Source organism: Nesterenkonia sp. (assembly GCF_029265375.1).
GTDB lineage: Bacteria > Actinomycetota > Actinomycetes > Actinomycetales > Micrococcaceae > Nesterenkonia.
In genome coordinates this window covers 51268-73504 of the sequence record NZ_JAJUJJ010000001.1, presented here as the reverse complement: position 1 = coordinate 73504, position 22237 = coordinate 51268, and the positions used below count along the sequence as shown (strand labels likewise).

General features: G+C 67.9%; 16 protein-coding genes. 14 read left to right on the top strand and 2 right to left on the bottom strand.

The window, feature by feature from the left end; genetic code table 11:
- Nucleotides 1-16: 16 nt before the first annotated feature.
- The gene (locus tag Q1K09_RS00280) at nt 17-661 is read right to left on the bottom strand and encodes a VOC family protein (protein ID WP_300342215.1); all 645 of its coding nucleotides are present in this window, start codon (nt 659-661) and stop codon (nt 17-19) included.
- Between the two features lie 94 nt (nt 662-755).
- Between Q1K09_RS00280 and Q1K09_RS00275 the strand changes: the two genes are divergently transcribed.
- The 9 genes from Q1K09_RS00275 to mmsB all read left to right on the top strand — a co-directional run bounded on the left by Q1K09_RS00275 (nt 756) and on the right by mmsB (nt 11127).
- Complete coding sequence (locus Q1K09_RS00275; RefSeq protein WP_300342213.1) at nt 756-1589, top strand: SURF1 family protein; 834 nt, start codon at nt 756-758, stop codon at nt 1587-1589.
- Complete coding sequence (locus Q1K09_RS00270; RefSeq protein ID WP_300342211.1) at nt 1576-2067, top strand: DUF3817 domain-containing protein; 492 nt, start codon at nt 1576-1578, stop codon at nt 2065-2067. The genes Q1K09_RS00275 and Q1K09_RS00270 overlap by 14 nt, the downstream gene beginning before the upstream one ends.
- A gap of 34 nt (nt 2068-2101) precedes the next feature.
- Complete coding sequence (locus Q1K09_RS00265) at nt 2102-3088, top strand: LacI family DNA-binding transcriptional regulator (RefSeq protein ID WP_300342398.1); 987 nt, start codon at nt 2102-2104, stop codon at nt 3086-3088.
- Nucleotides 3089-3212: 124 nt separating this feature from the next.
- Entirely contained in the window at nt 3213-4919 is a 1707-nt protein-coding gene (gene araB, locus Q1K09_RS00260; RefSeq protein ID WP_300342210.1) for a ribulokinase, read from the top strand.
- On the top strand, nt 4916-5638 hold the full coding sequence (locus Q1K09_RS00255; RefSeq protein ID WP_300342208.1) for an L-ribulose-5-phosphate 4-epimerase: 723 nt from the start codon (nt 4916-4918) through the stop codon (nt 5636-5638). The genes araB and Q1K09_RS00255 overlap by 4 nt, the downstream gene beginning before the upstream one ends.
- Complete coding sequence (araA, locus tag Q1K09_RS00250; RefSeq protein WP_300342206.1) at nt 5635-7152, top strand: L-arabinose isomerase; 1518 nt, start codon at nt 5635-5637, stop codon at nt 7150-7152. Before Q1K09_RS00255 ends, araA begins: the two co-directional genes overlap by 4 nt.
- Nucleotides 7153-7207: 55 nt before the next feature.
- Nucleotides 7208-8356, top strand: a complete 1149-nt coding sequence (gene chvE, locus Q1K09_RS00245) for a multiple monosaccharide ABC transporter substrate-binding protein (protein ID WP_300342204.1) — start codon at nt 7208-7210, stop codon at nt 8354-8356.
- Between the two features lie 28 nt (nt 8357-8384).
- Entirely contained in the window at nt 8385-9932 is a 1548-nt protein-coding gene (gene mmsA, locus Q1K09_RS00240) for a multiple monosaccharide ABC transporter ATP-binding protein (protein WP_300342202.1), read from the top strand.
- A gap of 13 nt (nt 9933-9945) precedes the next feature.
- Nucleotides 9946-11127 (top strand): multiple monosaccharide ABC transporter permease, encoded by a 1182-nt coding sequence (mmsB, locus tag Q1K09_RS00235; protein ID WP_300342200.1) that lies wholly within the window; start codon nt 9946-9948, stop codon nt 11125-11127.
- A 4-nt stretch (nt 11128-11131) separates the two neighbouring features.
- Here mmsB and Q1K09_RS00230 read toward each other — a convergent pair whose 3' ends face one another.
- Nucleotides 11132-13291: a beta-galactosidase gene (locus Q1K09_RS00230; protein ID WP_300342198.1), complete on the bottom strand. Its 2160-nt coding sequence runs from the start codon at nt 13289-13291 to the stop codon at nt 11132-11134.
- A gap of 112 nt (nt 13292-13403) precedes the next feature.
- Here Q1K09_RS00230 and Q1K09_RS00225 point away from each other — a divergent pair, with 112 nt between their 5' ends.
- The 5 genes from Q1K09_RS00225 (at nt 13404) to Q1K09_RS00205 (ending at nt 22201) form a co-directional block, all read left to right on the top strand.
- Nucleotides 13404-14960 (top strand): alpha-L-arabinofuranosidase C-terminal domain-containing protein, encoded by a 1557-nt coding sequence (locus Q1K09_RS00225; protein WP_300342196.1) that lies wholly within the window; start codon nt 13404-13406, stop codon nt 14958-14960.
- A 38-nt stretch (nt 14961-14998) separates the two neighbouring features.
- Entirely contained in the window at nt 14999-16300 is a 1302-nt protein-coding gene (locus Q1K09_RS00220; RefSeq protein WP_300342194.1) for an extracellular solute-binding protein, read from the top strand.
- 34 nt (nt 16301-16334) lie between these two features.
- The gene (locus Q1K09_RS00215) at nt 16335-18332 is read left to right on the top strand and encodes a DUF2264 domain-containing protein (RefSeq protein ID WP_300342193.1); all 1998 of its coding nucleotides are present in this window, start codon (nt 16335-16337) and stop codon (nt 18330-18332) included.
- 30 nt (nt 18333-18362) lie between these two features.
- On the top strand, nt 18363-19178 hold the full coding sequence (locus tag Q1K09_RS00210; RefSeq protein WP_300342191.1) for a sugar phosphate isomerase/epimerase family protein: 816 nt from the start codon (nt 18363-18365) through the stop codon (nt 19176-19178).
- 62 nt (nt 19179-19240) lie between these two features.
- Entirely contained in the window at nt 19241-22201 is a 2961-nt protein-coding gene (locus Q1K09_RS00205) for a sugar-binding domain-containing protein (protein WP_300342189.1), read from the top strand.
- Nucleotides 22202-22237 lie beyond the last annotated feature (36 nt).

The following is a 22237-nucleotide window of genomic DNA, read 5'->3' as shown; positions in this document are numbered from 1 at the left end:
CCGTCCAGGCCGGGCCTCAGATGGTGACGCTGCCCTTGGGGGTCTCGAATGTCACGCTCATAATCCCCGGGGTCCCCGACGGAGCCACCCACTCCACGGCGACGTCGTCGAACGGATCAGCGTCGGGCTCACCCAGCCAGTCAGCCACCCGCTGCGGGGAGCCGGCGATTGAGAGCTTCACCAGTTTGGCCTGCGGCTCGTATGCGCGCGAAGGATGCAGGTGCTCGGTGCCCTCATCCCAACGCAGCAGATAGGGCACCTGAGGATCGGCAATCAGTCCCTTGATGCCGATCTGCTGCCAGGTCAGCTCCTGGCCGTCGGGAAACTTGCGGTTCCCCGGCACGCTGCGCCGACCCAGCCGCTCCTCAAAGGGAGTCAGGTCGTCCACGGTCACGCACCAGCCCATCCATCCGCCGCCGATCTGCGAGCGGTTGCGCACCGCCTGACCGAACGGCGCCTTGTCAGCGCTGGGATGGTCCAGCACCTCCACCACCTCCAGATACTGGCGGTTGGCCAGCGGGATGATGGCATTGGCCGTGCCGAAGCGCGGGTGAATGCCGCCCTTGACCCGGTCCACACCGAGGGCATCGGTGATTCTCTCGACCGTGGCGTCCATGCCATCGGGGCCGACCGCAAAGGAGACGTGGTCCAGTCGCATCATGGAACCCATCTTGACACCGCACGGGGCAGAGCAGAAATCGGCGCTCTTCTACCTCGCGTAGAAAACATCGCGGCGCCCCACGTATCCTTGAACGGTGCCCTCTTCGTCAATGATGGCGACTGCCCGCCAGCCCAAGTGGATCGCCCTGCTGATCCTCGCCCTGGTGCTGGCCAGCGTGTTCGTGGTGCTCTCCGCCTGGCAGTTCGACCAGTCCCGCACAGAGCGCGGACAGACGCCGGCAGATACAGAGACCCCGGTGGAGCTGACCGCGATCTACGAACCGGGCCGGGCGATGACCACGGCGCAGGCGGACCGCATCGTCACCCTCACCGGCCGATTCGAAGAGGGCACCCAGGTGATGATCGCAGACCGGCTGTTCAACGGGGAGAACGGCTACTGGGCGGTGGCTGCATTCGCGGTCGACGGCGCCCCCGGCGGCGAAGTGATCCCGGTGGTCCGCGGCTGGTCAGAGACCTACGACGACGTCGGAGAACCGCCCTCGGGGCAGCTGAGCCTGCAGGGGCGGCTGCTGCCCACCGAGGCGCCGGGGCCCGGACCGCGCGAGATGCCGGCCGGAGTGCTGCCGACACTCTCGGTGGCCGAGCTGATCAACCTGTGGGACACCGACTCCTACTCCGGATTCGTGGTGGACTTCACCGGTACCGCGGCCGAAGGATCTCCGCTGGAGACGGTATGGGTCGGTCCGCAGCCGGAGGACAGCGAGATCAACTGGCTCAACCTCTTCTACGCCCTGGAATGGATCGTCTTTGCGGCCTTCGCGTTCTACCTGTGGTGGAGGATGGTCAAAGACGCCCACCTGCGGCAGCTGGAGGAGGAGCGCCTGGACCGCGAATGGGAAGAGCAGTGGCGCGCAGAGCAGCTGCGCAAGCGCCGGCTGGCCGAAAGGACGACTGATGACGATCAATGACGAGCACCCGGACATCCCACCCGCCCCGCCGCGGCCGAAGACCCGACGGTTCGCCGGCACTTTGGACCAGATCAGCGGCTCGCTGACCTTCTACCGGGTCTTCGCCTTCGTCACCGGGATCATGCTGCTGATCCTGGTGGCCAAGATGATCATGGACTACGGGTTCGGCTACGAGCTCTACGCCGGCGGCACCACCATCGACGGCGAGCCCAACAGCCTCGGATTCCACCCACAGGACTCCGTCAGCGGGGGAGAGGGCATCTCCTACTGGGTAGCGGTGATCCACGGATGGATCTACGTGGTCTACGTCATCGCCGGCTTCCGGCTCTGGTACCTGATGAGCTGGAAGCTCGGCCGGCTGATCACCATCGTGCTCGGCGGCGTGGTGCCGTTCCTCAGCTTCATCGTCGAGCGGCGCATCGCCGGTGAGGTCCGGCGGGAGCTGACCGAGAATCCCGATGCTGTGAGACGCTACTGACGTGGTTCGAGCGCGAGGCGGCAGGCCGCCGTCGATGGTGGACGTGGCTCGCCGTGCGGGCGTGTCCCACCAGACTGTCTCGCGCGCACTGAACTCCCCGGAGGCGGTTCTTCCCGATACCCGCCGACGGGTGGAGCGGGCCATGCGGGAGATGGGCTACCGGCGCAACAGCCACGCCCGCGCCCTGAAGACCAGCCGCACCGGCATGATCGGGGTGGTCAGCCAGGGCAACACCGACTTCGGGCCCACCCGCATGACCCTGGCCATTGAGAAGGCCGCCCGGGAGCGCGGCTACGCCACCGCCCTGAGCATCATCCACGACGCCAGGCCGGACACGGTGGAGTCCACCCTGGAGTTCTTCCTCAGCCACGGCATCGACGGAATAGTGGTCATCACGCCGGTGCCGGCGCTGGCCGAGGCCGCCAAACAGCTGGCGGCCAAGACCCCGGTGGTCATCGTCACCTCCGGCCTGTGGCCGGCGGACAACCTCAGCGTGGCCGGCATCGACCAGGAGCTCGGCGCCCGCCGCGCCACCGAGCATCTGATCCGGCTGGGCCACCGCAGCATCGCCCATATCTCCGGGCCCATGGATTGGTTCGACGCCAAGGGGCGGGTCGTCGGCTGGCGGCAGGCATTGGCAGTGGCGGATCTGAAGGCCCCGCCCATGGTCCAGGCCCGCGGCTGGAACGCGGAGAACGGCTACACCGCCGCCGCGGAGCTGATCGCCGGGCGGAATCTGCCTGATGCCGTCTTCGCCGCCAACGACTTCATCGCCCTGGGACTGATCCGGGCCCTGGAGGAGCGCGGCATCCGGGTGCCCGAAGACATCTCCGTGGTGGGCTTCGACGACGTCGAGGCCTCCGGATACTTCTCTCCGCCGCTGACTACGGTGCGTCAACCCTTCGAAGACGCCGGCCTCGCTGCCCTGGAGCTGCTGCTTGACGACTCCGAGCATCTGACCTCGGTGCCGAATTTCATCGCGCCTCAGCTCATTGCCCGGGGCTCCACTGCACCCAGCTGAGCCCACCAGCACACCCTGAGAACTTGACACCACAGCCCATGTGAACGTTAACATCTCTGAGACGCATATCACGTGAGACCAATCACTCGCACTGGGGGCTGAGCACACATGGAGGCGCAGACAGATGCCGGCTGAAGACGCAGTCGTCATCGGTGTCGACTTCGGGACACTGTCCGGACGCGCACTGGTGGTGCGGGTCTCCGATGGTGCGGAGCTGGGCACTGCCGTCCATGAGTATGAGCACGGCGTCATGGACTCCCAACTCACCGCACACCAGGGTGAGAAGCTGCCGCCGGACTGGGCCCTGCAGGTGCCGGCCGACTATGTCAGTGTGCTGAAGCACGCTGTCCCGGAGGCTCTGCACAATGCCGGTGTCAGCCCAAGCCGGGTGATCGGCATCGGCACCGATTTCACCGCCTGCACCATGGTTCCCACAAAGGCAGACGGCACCCCGCTGAATGAGCTGGACGAATACGCCGGACGCCCCCACGCATACGTCAAACTCTGGAAGCACCACGCCGCGCAGGGACAGGCGGACCGGATCAACGAGCTGGCCCACTCGCGCAGCGAACCGTGGATCGGCCGCTACGGCGGGTTCATCTCCTCAGAATGGGAGTTCGCCAAGGGGCTGCAGCTGCTGGAGGAGGACCCCGAGCTGTACGAGGCGATGGACCACTGGGTCGAAGCCGCCGACTGGATCATCTGGCAGCTCACCGGCGAATACGTCCGCAACGCCTGCACCGCCGGGTACAAGGGCATCTATCAGGACGGCCGGTATCCCAGCGAAGACTTCCTCTCGGCCCTGAACCCGGATTTCTCCGGATTCGTCCGCGACAAGCTGGACCACCGCATCGGCCAGCTCGGGTCCAAGGCCGGCACGCTCACCGCACAGGCCGCCGAATGGACCGGCCTGCCTGAAGGCATCGCCGTGGCGGTGGGCAATGTGGACGCCCATGTGACCGCCCCGGCGGCAGACGCCGTCGAACCTGGCCAGATGGTCGCCATTATGGGCACCTCCACCTGCCACGTGATGAACGGCGAGACCCTGGCCGAGGTGCCGGGAATGTGCGGCGTGGTCGACGGCGGAATCACCGCAGGTGCCTACGGCTACGAGGCCGGCCAGTCCGGCGTCGGCGACATCTTCGCCTGGTACGTGGACAACCAGGTGCCCGGAGACTACGCGGCCGAAGCCGCCGAGCGCGGCATCAGCCTCCACGAGCTGCTCACCGAAAAGGCCGCGGCCCAGGAAGTGGGCGCCCACGGACTCATCGCCCTGGACTGGCACTCCGGAAACCGCTCCGTCCTGGTGGACCACGAGCTCTCCGGACTCATCCTCGGCCAGACCCTTGCCACCCGCCCCGAAGACGGCTACCGGGCTCTGCTGGAGTCCACCGCCTTCGGCACCCGGACCATCATCGAGGCGTTCAACAGCTCCGGCGTTCCGGTGCGCGAACTGGTGGTCGCCGGCGGACTGCTGAAGAACCGCTTCCTGATGCAGACCTACGCCGATGTCACCGGCCTGGAGATCTCCACCATCACCTCATCCCAGGGACCCGCCCTGGGCTCAGCCATCCACGCCGCAGTGGCGGCCGGAGCCTATGAGGACGTGCACACGGCCGGATCGGTGATGGGCGGGCGCACCCGCGCGGCCTACGTGCCCGACCCCCAGCGCACCGAGGCCTACACCGCCCTGTTCGAGGAGTACCGGAAGCTCCACGACTACTTCGGCCGCGGCGAGAATGACGTGATGCGCCGGCTGAGAGCCATCAGGCGCCGGGCGCTCAGCCAGCCCGGCAGCGACCAGATCGAACAGAAGGCGGTGGAAGAATGACCGTGCTGAGCGAACTGCCGCAGCCCCTCCAGCAGGCGGTGGCCGAGACCAGGCAGCGGGTCTCCGACCTGCACGCCGAGCTGCCGCGCAACGAGCTGGTGGTCTGGACCGCCGGCAATGTATCGGAACGGGTCCCCACCCACGACGGCGGCCCAGAGCTCTTTGTCATCAAGCCCTCCGGAGTCTCCTATGACGAGCTCTCCGCCGATGTGATGGTGGTCTGCACCCTGGACGGGCAGAAGATCGACGACGGCACCGCCGAGAACCTCCAGCCCTCCTCCGACACCGCCGCCCACGCCTATGTGTACCGGCATATGCCTGAGGTCGGCGGGGTGGTGCACACCCATTCCACCTACGCCACCGCCTGGGCGGCCCGGGCCGAGCCCATCCCCTGCGTGCTGACCATGATGGCCGACGAGTTCGGCGGCGACATTCCAGTCGGGCCCTTCGCTCTGATCGGCGATGACTCCATCGGCCGCGGCATTGTGGAGACGCTGCGCTCCTCGCGCTCCAAGGCGGTGCTGATGGACCGGCACGGGCCCTTCACCATCGGCAAGGACGCCCGTGCGGCGGTCAAGGCGGCCGTGCTGTGCGAGGAGGTCGCCCGCACCGTCCACTTCGCCCGTGCCTACGGGGAGCCGGAGCGGATCCCTCAGGCACAGATCGACTCCCTCTATGAGCGCTACCAGAACGTCTACGGGCAGAAAGGCACATCGTGACCGCACTTGGCTCCCCCTTCGAGGGCCGCTCCATCTGGTTCCTCACCGGTTCCCAGGACCTCTACGGTGAGGAGACCCTCCAGCAGGTCGCCGAGCAGTCCGGCTCGGTGGCCGCCGTCCTGGACGAGGCAGAGGAGATCCCGGTCTCCATCGCGTGGAAGCCGGTGCTGAAGGACCGGGACTCCATCCGCCGCGCGGCCCTGGAGGCCAACGCCGACCCCCGCTGCCTGGGCGTGATCGTGTGGATGCACACCTTCTCCCCGGCAAAGATGTGGATCAGCGGACTCACTGCGCTGGATAAGCCGCTGCTTCATCTGCACACCCAGGCCGAGGCCGCCCTGCCCTGGTCCGAGATCGACATGGACTTCATGAATCTCAACCAGGCAGCCCACGGCGACCGCGAATTCGCCTACATCGCCTCCCGCACTTCCATCCGGCGCACCACTGTGGTGGGCCACGCCAGCGATCCGCGGGTCCGTCAGAAGGTCGGGACCTGGACCCGCGCCGCCGCCGGATGGGACGAGCTGCGCAATCTGCGGCTGTGCCGCTTCGGCGACAATATGCGCAATGTCGCCGTCACCGAGGGCGATAAGACTGAGGCCGAAATCGCCCTGGGCAGTTCGGTCAACACCTGGGCGGTCAATGACCTGGTCGACCGCATCGCCGCGGTGAAGGACTCCGAGGTCGAGGAGCTGCTGGCGGAGTACGACGCCGCCTACGACACAGCCGAGGAGCTGCGGCCCTCCGGAGCACGCAGAGAGTCCCTGGCCTACGCCGCCCGCCAGGAGGCCGGCATGCGCTCCTTCCTGACCGAAGGAGGATTCACCGCGTTCACCACCAACTTCGAGGACCTCGGGGGACTGCGCCAGCTGCCGGGCCTGGCAGTCCAGCGGCTGATGGCCGACGGGTACGGCTTCGGCGCCGAAGGCGACTGGAAGACCGCCCTGCTGGTCCGCGCCGCCAAGGTGATGGGCTACGGGCTTCCCGGAGGCGCCTCGCTGATGGAGGACTACACCTATGAGATGACCCCCGGAAAGGAGAAGATCCTGGGTGCGCACATGCTGGAGATCTGCCCCAGCCTGACCACCTCCGTCCCGCGCCTGGAGATCCACCCGCTGGGCATCGGCGACCGGGAGGACCCGGTCCGGCTGGTCTTCGACACCGATCCCGGCCCGGGTCTCGTGGTGGCCATGTCGGATATGCGCGAACGCTTCCGGCTGACTGCCAACGTCGTCGACGTCGTGCCCCCCGACGCCCCGCTGCCGAATCTGCCGGTGGCCCGGGCCGTCTGGGAGCCCCGGCCGGACTTCGCCACCAGCGCCGAGTGCTGGCTGACCGCCGGTGCTGCCCACCACACGGTGATGACCACCGCGGTGGGGATCGAAGCATTCGAGATGCTGGCCGAGATCGCCGGCATCGAGCTGGCCGTGATCGACCAGGACACCACCAGCCGCGGCTTCGCCCAGCAGCTGCGCTGGAACGCCGCCTACCACCGGCTGGCCCAAGGACTCTGACCCACATCGCACCGAGTCCCCGCCGCGGCGGGGACAACCGACAAAGGAGAACACTATGCAACGCCGCATTCTGAAGCTGATGGGCGCCGCCGCTGCGGCCACCCTGCTGCTGACTGCCTGTGAGGGAGAGGGCGCAGGCTCCTCCGGACCTGATGAGGACGCCGAAGCCGGCGACCTGACCGTGGGCGTGGCCATGCCCACCCAGACCTACGAGCGCTGGCTCAACGACGGCGCCAATGTGGAGGAAGGCTTGGAGGAGCTCGGCTACAACGTCGAGCTGCAGTACGCCGACGACGACATCCCCACCCAGCAGCAGCAGATCGACCAGATGGTCACCCAGGGAGTGGATGCGCTGATCATCGCCTCCATCGACGGCTCCGCCCTGTCGGGGCAGCTGGAGGCCGCCGCCTCCGCCGGAATCCCGGTGATCGCCTACGACCGGCTGATCCGCGACAGCGAGAACGTCGACTTCTACGTCACCTTCGACAACTACGAGGTCGGCGTGAAGCAGGCCCAGTCCCTGCTCTACGGTCTGGGCATCCTCGATGAGAACTTCGAGGAGGCCGAGGACGCCCCGGAGGGACCGCTGAACATCGAGCTGTTCGCCGGCTCGCTGGATGACAACAACGCCCACTTCTTCTGGGACGGCGCCATGGACACCCTGGAGCCCTACCTGGAGGACGGCACTCTGGAGGTCCCCTCCGGCCAGACCGACATCGAGCAGGCCGCCACCCAGCGCTGGGAGCAGGAGACCGCCCAGGAGCGCATGGAGAACCTGCTGACCGCGCACTACAGCGGCGATGAGGAGCTCCACGGTGTGCTGGCGCCCGCCGATCCGCTCTCCCGCGGCATCATCAACGCCCTGCGCAACGACGGCTGGGGCGAGACCATCGAGGACGGCCTGCCGGTGGTCACCGGCCAGGACGCCGAGATCGCCTCCATCTCGCTGATCGCCCAGGGCGTGCAGCACTCCACCATCTTCAAGGACACCCGTCTGCTGGCCGATCAGGCAGTGGAGGCCGCTGACGCCTTCCTGCAGGGCGAGGAGCCGGAGGCCAATGACACCGAAAGCTACGACAACGGTGTGAAGGTGGTCCCCTCCTACCTGCTGGACATCGAAATGGTGCTGCAGGAGAACTATGAGGAGATCCTCGTCGAATCCGGCTACTACACCGAGGAGCAGGTTGAATCCGGCCAGCTCTGAGGCGCAGCTGAGCGGGTGAGGAGAACCGATGAGTGATCAGATCCTCGAAATGAGGTCCATCACCAAACGATTTCCCGGCGTCACCGCCCTGAAGGACGTCACCCTCTCCGTGCGACGTGGTGAGATCCACGCCATCTGCGGGGAGAACGGCGCCGGGAAATCCACCCTCATGAAGGTGCTCTCCGGGGTCTACCCGGGGGGCACCTTTGAGGGCGAGATCCACTTCGACGGCCGTGAGGTGACATTCAGCTCGATCAACGATTCCGAGTCCGAAGGAATCGTGATCATCCACCAGGAGCTGGCTCTGATCCCTCACCTGTCCATCGCCGAGAACATCTTCCTCGGCAATGAGCGGGCCGCCGGCGGGGTCATCAACTGGCACGAGACCAACGCCCGGGCAGCCGAGCTGATGGAGAAGGTGGGGCTCCACGAGAACCCCGTCACGCCGGTGGGAGCCATCGGCGTGGGCAAGCAGCAGCTGGTGGAGATCGCCAAAGCGCTCAGCAAGAACGTGAAGCTGCTGATTCTCGATGAGCCCACCGCCGCGCTGAACGACGACGACTCTGAGCACCTGCTCGGGCTCATCCGGGGACTGCGCGAGGAGGGAGTCACCTGCATCATCATCTCCCACAAGCTCGGGGAGATCGCCTCCATCGCCGACTCCACCACCGTGATCCGCGACGGCGAGACCATCGAGACCATCGACATGCACGCTCCCGAGGCCGCCGAGCCCAGCAACGGGCTCACCCGGCGCATCATCCGCGGCATGGTGGGCCGGGACATGGAGAACATGTATCCCGACCGCGACGTGGAGATCGGTGAGGAGATCCTGAGGATCGAGGACTGGGAGGTCTGGCACCCCACCCAGCCGGGACGAAAGATCGTCGACGGCGCCAGCCTCTCAGTGCGGGCCGGTGAAGTTGTCGGCATCGCCGGACTCATGGGAGCCGGGCGCACCGAGCTGGCCATGAGCGTCTTCGGACGCTCCTACGGCCGGGACATCAGCGGATCGATCCACATGCACGGCAAGCCGGTGAAGATCACCAGCGTCTCCGATGCCATCGATCACGGGCTGGCCTATGTCAGTGAGGACCGCAAACGCTACGGCCTGAACCTCATTGAGGACATCCGGCGCAATATCAGTGCTGCCTCGCTGAGCAGCGTGGCCAGAAACGGATGGGTCAACTCCAATGAGGAGATCGCCGTCGCCGAACGGTACCGGGGATCGATGAACATCAAGGCGCCGTCGGTGATGACGACGACCGGCCAGCTCTCCGGCGGCAACCAGCAGAAGGTGGTGCTCAGCAAGTGGCTGTTCACCGAGCCGGAGGTGCTCATCCTCGACGAGCCCACACGCGGAATCGACGTGGGAGCGAAGTACGAGATCTACTCGATCATCAATAAGCTCGCGGCCTCCGGAAAGGCGATCATCGTCATCTCCTCGGAGCTGCCGGAGGTGCTCGGAGTCTGCGACCGCATCTATGCGCTCTCCGCCGGGCGCATCACCGGTGAGCTCAGCGCCGCCGAGGCAGACCAGGAGCGCCTCATGGAGCTCATGACTATGGAGAAGGACTGAGGGGAGTTCGACTATGGCGGGGACATCCAATCTATGGGAGCTGATGACGCGGAACCTGCGTCAGAGCGGCATATATATAGCGTTCGTGCTCATCGTGGCGCTGTTCACGGTGCTCACCGGAGGCACTCTTCTCAGCCCGGGGAACCTGACCAACCTGGTGCTGCAGTACTCCTACATCCTGATCCTTGCCATCGGCATGGTGATGATCATTGTGGCCGGTCACATCGACCTCTCGGTCGGCTCAGTAGTGGCGCTGACCGGCGCTGTGGCGGCGGTGGTGGTGATCAGAGAGGGCATGCCGTGGTATGTGGGCATCATCGCCGCCCTGATCACCGGTGCGCTGGTCGGAGTCTGGCAGGGCTTCTGGGTCGCCGTGGTCGGGATTCCAGCATTCATCGTCACCCTGGCGGGCATGCTGATATTCCGCGGCCTGACCATGCAGACCTTGGACAACGTCTCCCTCTCGCCGTTCCCGGTCGCGTACCAGGACATCGCCGGAGGCTTCCTCAACGGACTGCTGGGCGGTCCCGGATACGACGTCTTCACCCTGCTCATCGGCGCGCTTGCGGTGGTGGGCTTCGCCGTGCAGCAGTGGCGGGCCCGGATGGGGAAGTTGACCTACCGCCAGCCGGTGGAGTCATTGTGGCTGTTCGCAGTGAAGATTCTGGTGGTCGCTGTGATCATCATGGCCTTCGCCTGGCAGCTGGCCAACGCCCGCGGCATGCCGCTTGTGCTCATTCTGCTGGCTGCGCTGGTTCTGCTCTACGGGTTCATCACTCAGCACACCGTCTTCGGCCGGCACATCTACGCGATGGGCGGCAATCTGCAGGCGGCGAAGCTCTCCGGCGTGAAGACCACCCGGGTGAACTTCCTGCTGTTCGTGAATATGGGTGTGCTGGCAGCCATCGCCGGCATCGTCTACTCCGCACGGTCCAACAGCGCACAGCCCGGCGCCGGGTTCATGTTTGAGCTGGACGCCATCGCTGCGGCCTTCATCGGCGGCGCAGCGGTCACCGGCGGCGTGGGCAAGGTCCAGGGCGCCATCATCGGCGGCCTCATTATGGCGGTGATGTCCAACGGCATGCAGATCATGGGCATCGACCAGTCCACCCAGAATGTGGTGCGCGGCGTGGTGCTGGTGCTCGCAGTGGCCTTCGACGTCTGGAGCAAGAAGCGGGCCGCCGCCGAGCGCTGAGGTCTCACCCGGAGGGGTGCACCGGCTCGGTGCGCAGCGGCACCGCCGAGACGCTGCGGATGTGCACGCCGTCGGGCACATCCCGTACCGACGGGTGCACCCATACTCCGGCATCGGCGCGCCACGGCAGCAGCTCGAGGCGCAGCCCGTCTCGGGCAATCTCACCGCGGTGCTCGGTCAGGTCCATCTCCCAGGCTCGGCCGTGCCAGAAGTGGTCGCTGATCAGCTCCTGGCCCACCCAGGCCCGGCCGACGTCGCCGGTGAACTGTACGCGCAGCAGCAGCCGGTCAGTGCGGTCGAACAGGGAATCGGGAACCTGCACGGCAACTCGCGCGGCTCCGCTGAAATCTCCGGGCGCGCTCAGCCGCTGAGCAGGACCTCCGGAGCGCGGTTCCGGAGCCTCAGCATCCGGGCTGAGCTCCTGCAGCAGCACCGTGGGGGCTCCCCGGCGCAGGATCCGCAGGCCTCCGTCGGCGGCCTGCGGATCCTGCCAGACCGGTTCATCGAAGAACTCGATCCGCCGGTGGCCGGTCGGTCCGAGGACATACAGCTGGTCCGCCGTGGCCTCGTCAACCACCAGCAGCTCCACCCCCGGCAGTCGGATCAGGCAGTCGCGGCCCGGTGGGCCCGGAAGGTCCACGCGCTCGCCGGCCGCGGTGCCGTCCTCTATCACCAGCTCGGCGGGGACGCCGCTGGAGGCGCAGAGCACCACCAGATCTGCCTTGCTCGGAGAATCACGGTCCTCCGCTGCGATTCGGGTGACCAGCTGGGCGGTGGCGTAGCGCAGCGTGACCTCATCGGAGAGCCTGCAGCGCAGCGGCCACGCCGCCGAGACCCCGGCGGGCAGCTCCACCGGCTCAGCAGGAATTCTCAGCTCGCCGTCGTCGAACGGGACGGCGGCCTGGAGCCGGCCACTCCGATCGCCATCGGCAGCTGAGGGCAGGTAGCTGCTCACAAAGAGGAAGCCGCTGGCGCCGTCGGATCGCGCAGTCCAGCTGGGGCCGTCGTCGTCGATCCGGCTCGCCACAGTCTCCATCGGCAGCAGCTGCTCGCCCCAGGCGTGCAGCCACATGTGCTGGCGGCGCAGCAGGTGATAGTGCGGACGCACCTGGCCGTGCTCACCGATGGGGGCATAGAAGTCGTAGCTGACCTGCGGCACGTCATTGGGGTACCCGCTGGCCTGGGACTCCTGCTCCTCCGCGCCGCCGGGCGCATGCAGCTGCTGGCTGCCGCCGGCGTACATGTAGTAGCCCTGCCAGGCTGAGCCGGTGGCCACCTTGGCCAGGGCCAGCGCCGCCACGTCCTGGGCGCGGACCAGCGGGCGGCGGTGATAGGCCACATGCATTCCGCCGCCCAACTCGCAGGTCAGGAACGGGCCGCTGCGCGCCGATGCCGGGCCGGAGGCTTCGGACCCGGGATCGTCGCCCGGTGCCTGCAGCGCTTGGCGCACATCCTCCCCGGTTCCGGAGTCGTCGCGCACCTGAGAAAGCTCGAAGTGTGGGCGGGAGAAATCCGGCCACTCAGTCTGCGAGTCCGCCCAGAAGCCGTCGGCGTAGCCGGAGAAGACCGGCAGCAGGGAGTCCGGCAGCTGGGCTGCGCCCCAGCCGGTGCCGGTCCACAGCGGCACACGCAGCCCGAGGTCTTCAGCGATCCCGCGCAGCGTCTGCAGGTGAGCGGCGTCGTCGAAGAGCTCGTTCTCCACCTGCATGGCAATCACCGGCCCGCCCTGGTGATGCATCAGGCCCTCCAGCTGGCCGGCGATCTGCCGCCAGTACCGGCGCACATGGGCCAGGTACCGGCGATCATCGCAGCGCAGCGGCACTCCGCTGTTGACCAGCCAGTCCGGAAAGCCGCCGAAGCGGGCCTCCCCGTGGGACCAGGGGCCGATGCGGGCGACCACCTCCAGGCCGTGCTCCGCCGCCAGCTCCACGAACCGGCGAAGGTTCAGACCCTCCGACCATCGGTAATGGCCCTGCTCGGGCTCGTGATGCCGCCAAAAGGAGTAGGTGGCCACCGACGTCAGGCCGCCGGCTGCGGCGAGACCGAGCACCTCATTCCACCGGGACGGTCGGATGCGGGAGTAGTGGATCTCGCCGGTGATCGGAAACCACGGCTTTCCGCTGCGCTCCAGCCATCCCTGACGCACCTGGACCTGATCATTCATGCTTGCCTGCCTGAACCTTGACGTCACTGAATCGATTTACTACCGTATCGATAAATAGCTGTGATGCACACCACACTAGCGGCCGGGCCAGCGCCGGCAGTAAGAGGGGACGATGACCGCATCGCCAGTGGCCGTCGTCGACCTGGATCTTCCCGGACCACGTATCAGCCGGCACCTCTACGGCCACTTCGCCGAGCACCTGGGCCGGTGCATCTATGAGGGTTTCTGGGTCGGTGAAGACTCCGAGATCGAGAACGTCGAGGGCATCCGAGCCGATGTGGTGGAGGCCCTGCGCGCCCTGAAGATCCCCAATCTGCGCTGGCCCGGTGGGTGCTTCGCAGACGAATACCACTGGATGGACGGGATTGGGCCGCGTGAGCAGCGCCCGCGCATGGTGAACACCCACTGGGGCGATGTGGTGGAGAACAACCACTTCGGCACCCACGAGTTCATGCGCCTGTGCGAGCTGCTGGACACCGAACCCTATATCTCGGCCAACGTGGGATCCGGCACCGTGCGTGAAACCAGCGAGTGGGTCGAGTACCTCACCCGCGGCGGCGAAGCACCCATGTCCGAGCTGCGCCGACGCAACGGCAGGCAGGACCCCTGGCAGGTGAAGTTCCTCGGCATCGGCAATGAGCCCTGGGGCTGCGGCGGAGGGATGAGCGCCGAGCAGTATGTGGCCCTGGCCCGCCAGCACGCCACCTATGCTCGCAATCACGGCCAGAACAAGCTCTGCCGCATCGCGGCCGGAGCCGCTGACGACGACTACGGCTGGACCGAGACGCTGATGAAGCACGTCACCCGGGGTCTGGGGGACACCTCGCCACAGGACATCTACCAGGCGATCTCCTTCCACTACTACACCTTCGCCGGCACCTGGGCGGACAAGGGCAAGGCCGCGGACTTCACCCGCGAGGAACACTGGACCACTATGCGCAAGGCGCAGCGCGTCCGCGAGATCATCGCCGGGCACTGCGCCGTTATGGACGCCTATGACCCCACCCGGAAGGTGGGCCTGGCGTTGGATGAGTGGGGCACCTGGTGGAACGTTGAAGAGGGCACCAACCCCGGTTTCCTGCACCAGCAGAACACCATGCGTGACGCCCTGGTGGCTGCGGTGCACTTCGAGGCATTCCACGACTATGCCGAGCGGCTCCGGCTGGCCAATATCGCCCAGACGGTCAACGTACTGCAGGCCATGGTCCTCACCGATGGCCCCCAGCTGGTGCTGACCCCCAGCTACCACGTGTTCGAGATGAGCACCGGACATCACGACGCCCAGCGCCTCGACGTGAGGTTCGCCCCGGGACAGGAGCCGGTGCGCGAGGTCGACGGCGAAACCATCAACACGCTCTCGCTGACCGCCTCCACAAAGGACGACCAACTCACCCTCACCGCAGCCAACCTGGACCCCGACGCCGCGCAGCAGGTGACGGTCTCCCTGCGCGGGCGCACCATCGGACAGCTGCAGGGACGGATCCTCACCGCCGGCGACGTCGCCGACCACAACTCCGCAGAAGCGCCTGAGAGAGTCGCGCCGCAGCCCTACCGCCACGCCCAGCTGCAGCACACCCCTGCTGGCCAACAGCTGACGCTGCAATTGCCGCCGGCCAGCTATCTCAGCCTCACCGGCGACCTCCACGACCACCTTCAGCCCCAGGCCTGAAGCCGAACCCTTCACCCGCACTGACAGAGGAGAGCACAATGCGACGTATCTATTCGATGCCCCTGGCAGCGGCCTGCACCGCCGCTTTGGCCGTGACCGCCTGCGGCGGCGGAGGAGACGGCGGCGGCGACGCCGGAGGAGGCAATGGCGAGGAAGAGGTCAACCTCAGGATGGCCTGGTGGGGCGCGGAGTACCGCAATGAGGTCACCCAAGAGATGATCGAGATCTGCGAACCGGAAGCCGGCGTGAGCGTCTCGGACGAATACACCGACTGGGAAGGCTACTGGGACCAGCTGGCGACCCAGACTGCAGGAGGCGATACCCCGGACATCATCCAGATGGACGACACCTACCTGCGCGAATACGCCGACCGCGGCATCCTGCTGGAGCTGGACCAGGTGGACCTCTCGGCCATGGACGAGGACTCCATCGCCAACGGCCAGACCGAGCAGGGCCAGATGGGCGTGACTACCGGTATCAACGCGATGTCCTTCCTGGCCAACCCCGATCTCTTCGAAGAGTCCGGCATCGAGATTCCCGACGACACCACGTGGACTTGGGACGAGTACCGGGACCTGGTGATCGAGCTGACCGGAGCCCTCGGGGAAGGCCGCTACGGCGACGGGGGACCGGTGCAGCCGGCCGACTTTCAGATCTGGCTGCGCCAGAACGGCAAGCATCTGACGACCGACGACGGCGAGATCGGCTTTGAAGCCGCGGATCTGGAAGAGTACTTCGAATTCCAGCTGGGCCTCATTCAGGACGGCGGCTTCCCCAGTGCCGCACTGATGCAGGAGGAGTCCAACGCCGCGCCGGGAGAGTCCATGTTCGAGACCGGTGACCAGGCGCTGGCCCGCTGGTGGTCCAATACGATGCCCGGGGTCTCGGACCAGGCTGGCACGGACATGGTCATGCTGCGATTCCCCTCGCAGAGCGGCAGCACGGAGGAGCATGGCCTGTGGTACAAGTCCACCATGCTCTGGTCGGCCAGCGCATCCACCGAGCACCCGGAGCAGGCTCAGGCGTTCATCGACTGCCTGGTCAATAACGTGGAGGCCGGAGCGGCCCAGGGCATGGACCGGGGACTGCCCTCCAACCAGGACGTGCGGGAAGCGGTCCTGGAGGACCTGGAGGGCAATGACCTGGCTGTCGCCGAGTTCATGGAGAGCATCGAATCCGAGGTGGAGGCTCAGGAGCCCGAGCCGGTGCCGGCCATGGGTGCCAGCGCCCTGCAGGACATCCTCAACCGTTATTCCGAGGAGGTCTACTTCGAGCGCATGACGCCGGCGGAGGCTGCCGAGGCCGCGGTGAGCGAGGCGGAGGACGCCGTCGGCGCGTGATGGCGCCCCATTGGGACAGGCTGGAGCTGACCGATTGAGCAGCCGAGAGAGCCTCGCCGCGGAACACGCACGCGCCGCGGCACTGCTGGGGCTTCCTGCTGAGGACCGCAGGATCAGCCCCTTCACCGGCTACACCCGGGATCACTGGGAGGCTGTGGCCGACGGGCTGCTTGCCCGGGCCTGGCGCTGGGCCTCGCCGCGCGGAGGTCGCATCGATATGCCCGGCCGCAGCTCCCGCAGCGGGGTCCGCTCCGACGGGTTGGAGGGATATGCGCGCACCTTCCTGGCCGCAGCCTTCCGTGTGGCCGGGGCCGACGGAGCGGACCCGCATGGCTGGCTTCCCCGCTACGCCGAGGGACTGGCGGCAGGCACTGAGAACCCAGACCGCGACGATGAGGAGAGCTGGCCGCAGATCCGCGATCACGACGTCTTCGGCCAGCCCATGGTCGAAGCGGCCTCCGTCGCCCTGGGTCTGCGGCTGACTCGCCCCTGGCTGTGGGACTCCCTGACGTCGGCTCAGCAGGACCGCGCTGAGGCCTGGCTGCGCGGGGCTCTGGTCTCGGTGCCGGCGTCGAACAACTGGTACTTGTTTCCCTACGCCGTAGCCGGGTTCCTGGAGTCGGTGGGCCGCGGGGACGAGCTCACCGCCCGCACCCGGCGCCGCGGACTGGACCTGCTCGACAGCTGGTACGCCGGGCAGGGCTGGTATGCCGACGGCGAGGGCGGCGGCTTCGACTATTACAACGGCTGGGCCTTGCACCTGTACCCGGTGCTGGACGAGCTGATGGTCGCGCGGGAGGCGCGCGCCGCGGGGTCTCCCGCCCTGGCTGGCCTGGCCGGGTCGGTCTGGTCGCGCCGTCTCGCCGAGCACCTGGAGAGCTTCCGGCACTTCTTTGCCGCCGACGGCGCCCCCGTGCACTTCGGCCGCTCTATGACCTACCGTTTCGCCGCCGGTGCTGCCATCGGGCTGGGGGCCGCAGTCGGGGCCACGCCGCTGAGTCCGGGGGCCTCCCGGCGGATCATCAGCGGCACTATGCGGCACTTCTTCGAACACGGCTGCCTTAATGAGTACGGGCTGCTGAGCCTGGGGTGGTACCGCGCCCATGAGCCCACCTGTCAGAGCTACTCGGGGCCGGCTTCGCCGTACTGGGCCTCCAAAGCGTTCGTGGCGCTGCTGGCCCCGGCCGACCACCCCCTGTGGGCCTCGGCCGAGGAGCCGGCACCGGTGGAGGAGACCGATCGTGTGGTCGCTGTCGAACCAGCCGGTCTGCTGCTGCAGACCACCAGCGCCGACGGACTGGTGCGGCTGCACAACCACGGCTCGGACCACTTCCGCGCCGAGACCGGCGACGTCGGTGCGGGACGCGACCCGCTGTACAACCGGTGTGCCTACTCAAGCGCCACCGGCCCCACAGATACGCACAATGTGGAGGACAACGAGTTCACCGTGATCTGGCGCGGCCGCCGAGGCCAGCGCCGACGCGCCCACACCCTGGGAGCAGGAGCGGGGGAGGGCTGGGGCTGGATCGCCTCCTGGCACCGTCCGGTGTTCACCGACGGGGCCCCGGTGGTGCCCGGACTGCAGGTGCGCTCGGTGACGGTGGTGCGCGGCGCCTACGAGCTGCGGATCCACGCGGTGACCGGGGCTCCCGACCGGGCCTGGGCGGAGACCACCGGCTGGGCGGTGCCTGATCCGCGGCTGGGAACCGCGGCTGCGGTGCGCGCCGGGCTGCACGGGCTGTCCAGTTGGGAATCACAGGACTCCTCGGCCGCACCTGCTGGGACCGCATTCACCCCGGCGGCCCGGGTGGAGCGGCTCCGGGGGCCGTTGGAGCCGGGGGAGAGCCAGATCTTCGTCGCCGTCGCCGCCCTGCAGGGCGGTGGGGAGTCGGCAGAGCCCATTGTGGGCCCGGAGCTGGGCGATGTGCTCCAGAATCTGCAGATCGGCGACGGCGAGCTCAGCTTCCGCTGGGCCGGGGACTCAGAGACTACGCGCGTGGCGCTGGATCCGGTCAGCGTGACAAGAGCCTGACTGACAAGGCCCCGCGGCACAGGAGGGACGATGCCCTGGAAGTTTGCGTTCAGCACTTTGGGCGTGCCCGGAGCGCCGCTGGAGGAGGTGCTGCGCCTGGCCCGCCACCACGGTTGCGACGGCCTGGAGCTGCGCGTGCACGACCAAGAGTTCACACACCTGGAGCTGAGCGACTCCGGCGCGCAGGCGGTGGCGGAGCAGGTCCGTGAGGCAGGGCTGGAGATCGCCGCACTGGCCGGCTACGCGAAGGTCTGTTCCCCGGCCCCCGACGCCGCGATAGTGGAGGAGATCCGCAGCCTGCTGCGCCTGGCGCAGCTCACCGGCGCTGAGGGAGTCCGCCTCTTCCCCGGGGGCGACGACGCCTCCGAGGCCGCCGAACATCGGGATCGGGCGCTGCGTCGGCTGCAGCAGGTGCTGCCCGAGGCCCGGGAGGCTGGTGTGCGGCTGCTGGTGGAGACCCACGACTCCCACCCCACCGGCGCCCAGTGTCTGCAGCTGGTCCAGGACCTGGATGATCCGCAGACCGCTGCCGTGCTGTGGGACGGTCTGCACCCCTGGCGCAGCGGAGAGGCACCCGCCCGTACGCTGCAGGTGCTCGGCGAGCACTTCGGCTACTTCCAGGTCAAGGACGCGGTGCCGAGCACGGGCGATGACGGTTCCATGCACTGGGTGCCGGTGCTCCCGGGGGAGGGTGAGGTCCCCCTGGAGGAGCAGGGCCGGCTGCTGCAGGGCTTCTCCGGCTGGATCAGCTTGGAGTGGGAGCGGGCCTGGCACCGGCAGATCCCGCCGCTGGCCGAGGCGCTGCCCGTTGCGGCCCGATGGTTCCACCGCTGGTCCCCGTCCTGACGCTCGGAGGTCTCGTGGCGCCCCGCCGCCGTATTAATTACTAAAATATGTTGACAGATGGGGTGACGTGTATCACCCTGGAGGGGTCTCGCCCCCTTTGGGCTCCCGCTGAGGAGAGGAACGCCGCCATCAGTACGCATACCGTGGACATCGCCGGCCGTTGGACATGCCGCCTGGACCCCGACTCCCGGGGAGAGCGGGAGGAGTGGTTCCGCTCCCCGCTGGCCGAGGGGACTCTCGAGGTGTCTCTCCCCGGCTCGCTGCAGCAGCAGGGCATCGGTGACGAGATCAGCTTGGAGACCCCCTGGACCGGTCTGGTCGTGGACCGCTCCTTCTTCACCGATGAGAGGTACGCCCCGTACCGCGAGGCGGGGAACATCAGCGTGCCCTTCTGGCTCCAGCCCGAGGTCTACTACCAGGGCGCAGCGTGGTTCCAGCGCGAGATCGAGGTGCCGCCGGAGTGGGAGGGCCGAGAGGTCCTCCTGAACCTGGAGCGCGTCCACTGGGAGTCCACCGTCTGGATCGACGAGCACCGCGTCGGTACCGAGCGCAGCCTGAGCACCGCCCACCGTCACCCCCTCGGCCGCCTCTCCCCGGGCCGCCACCTGCTCACCATCCGGGTGGACAACCGCGCCGTCGTCGACGTCGGGCCCAACGCCCACAGCGTCTCCGACCACACCCAGGGCAACTGGAACGGCATCATCGGCGAGCTCACCCTGACGGCGCTCCCGGCGGTGCGGCTCTCCCGCGTGCGGGTCTTCCCCGACCTGGCCCGGTCCTCCGCACTGGTGAAGATCGACATCGCCGCCGGCACCGCCCGGGTCCCCGCCGGTGAGGTCAGGGTCTCCGCCCGACGGCGGGGCCTCGAGGGGGCCCCTGCGGCCGGTCCGGTGTGCGTGCCCTTCGCCGTGGACTACGGGCGCGATCTCGCCGAGCGCGGCCTGACCGCCGGCGGCGAGCATCTGGACCTCGAGCTGCCCCTCGGCCCGGACGCGGCGACATGGGACGAGTTTGATCCGGCCCTCTACGACCTCGACGTCGAGCTCGTGGCCGAGACCAACGGCATTGAGCACCGTGACCGGCACAGCACGGTCTTCGGCCTGCGCGAAGTGGGTGTGGAGGGCACCCAGGTGACCGTCAACGGGAGGCGGACCTTCATCCGCGGCACCCTGGAGTCCTGCGTCTTCCCCCTGACCGGCTACCCGCCCACCGACGTCGGCTCCTGGCGGAAGATCATGGAGACCGCCCGGGCCGCCGGGCTGAACCTGCTGCGCTTCCACTCCTGGTGTCCGCCCGAGGCTGCCTTCCTCGCCGCCGATGAAGTGGGCATGTACCTGCAGGTCGAAGGGCCGGTCTGGGCCAATCAGGGGGCAGCGGTCGGCGAGGGCAGGCCCGTGGATGCGTTCGTCCACGAGGAGACCCGCAAGATCCTGCGGGAGTACGGCAACCACCCCTCGTTCATCATGATGGCCCATGGCAACGAGCCCGGCGGCAGGGACGCCGAGTTCCTCAGCGCGTGGGTCCAGGGGTGGCGCCAGCAGGACCCCCGGCGGCTCTACACCACCGGCGCCGGGTGGCCGGCGGTGGAGCAGAACGACTTCGACAACATCCCTCAGCCGCGGGCCCACCGCTGGGGTGAAGGGCTCGAGTCCCGCCTCAACGCCTCCCCGCCGGAGACCCTCACCGACTACAGCGACTGGGTCTCCTCGCGGCCCCGCCCCATCATCAGCCATGAGATCGGGCAATGGTGCGCGTACCCGGACCTCTCGGAGCGTGCCGAGTACACCGGCCTGATGCGGGCCCGGAACTTCGACATCTTCGCCGACTTCCTCGCCCAGGCCGGCATGGCCGACCAGGCCGCAGACTTCCTGCGCGTCTCGGGGGAGCTGCAGACCCTCTGCTACAAGGAGGACATCGAGACCGCCCTGCGCACCGAGGGGTTCGGCGGATTCCACCTGCTCGGCCTCACCGACTTCCCCGGCCAGGGCACCGCCCTGGTGGGAGTGCTCAATGCCTTCTGGGAGTCCAAGGGGTACTGCGCACCCGAGGAGTTCGCGCGCTTCTGCGGCCCCACCGTGCCGCTGGCCAGGCTGCCCCGCCGGGTCTTCTCCCAGGGGGAGTCGGTGGTCTTCGAGGTGCAGCTGGCCCACTTCGGCCCGGCCCCTCTGCATGGCGACATCACATGGAGCCTGCGGACACCCCAGGGGGAGGAGCGTCTCCGGGGTGAGGTGGCCCGGGGGGCGGACATCCCGGTCGGCAACGGCACCCGCCTCGGTCCCGTGGCGGTGTCCCTGGAGCAGATCGGCGGCCCCGAGCAGCTGGACCTCGTGGTCACCGTCGAGTCCGAGGACGGCGCACGCCACCAGAACGACTGGCGCGTCTGGGTCTATCCGGAGCAGGACGAGCCCGCCCCCGAGGACGTGCACGTCACCGAGGACCTGCAGGAGGCCCTGGACCGGGCCGGAGCCGGTGAGCGCGTGTTGCTGGAGGTCCCCCCGGAGGAGGTGCAGAACGACGTCGCCCTGGGCTTCACCCCCGCCTTCTGGAACACCGCATGGACCGGAGGGCAGGCGCCGCACACCCTGGGCATCCTCCATGACCCGGACCATCCCGTCTTCAGCCGGTTCCCCACCAGAGGCTCCACCGACTGGCAGTGGTGGGAGCTGCTCCACGGCGCGCGGGCGATGCGGATGGAGGGGCTGCCGCAGTCCCTGCGCCCCCTGGTGCAACCCATCGACACCTGGTTCGAGGCCCGCCGGCTCGGGGCCCTCTTCGAGGCTAAGGTCGGGCGGGGCCGCCTCATGGTGAGCTCCCTGAACCTCTTCGCCCCCGAGGAGCGCGGCGCCGTCCGGCTGCAGGGAGGGTGTCGGCACCGGCCCCGAGCCCTGATGAACCTCTCCGCCTCTCAGGAGCGTCTCGCCGCCCGGCAGTTCCGGCGCAGCCTGCTGGCCTACATGGCCAGTCCCGACTTCGATCCGCAGACCACCCTCGATGCCGACCAGGTGGCCGGCGTCCTGGGTTGAGGCCTGCCCAGAAACAAGTCCTAAACAAGGAGGAAT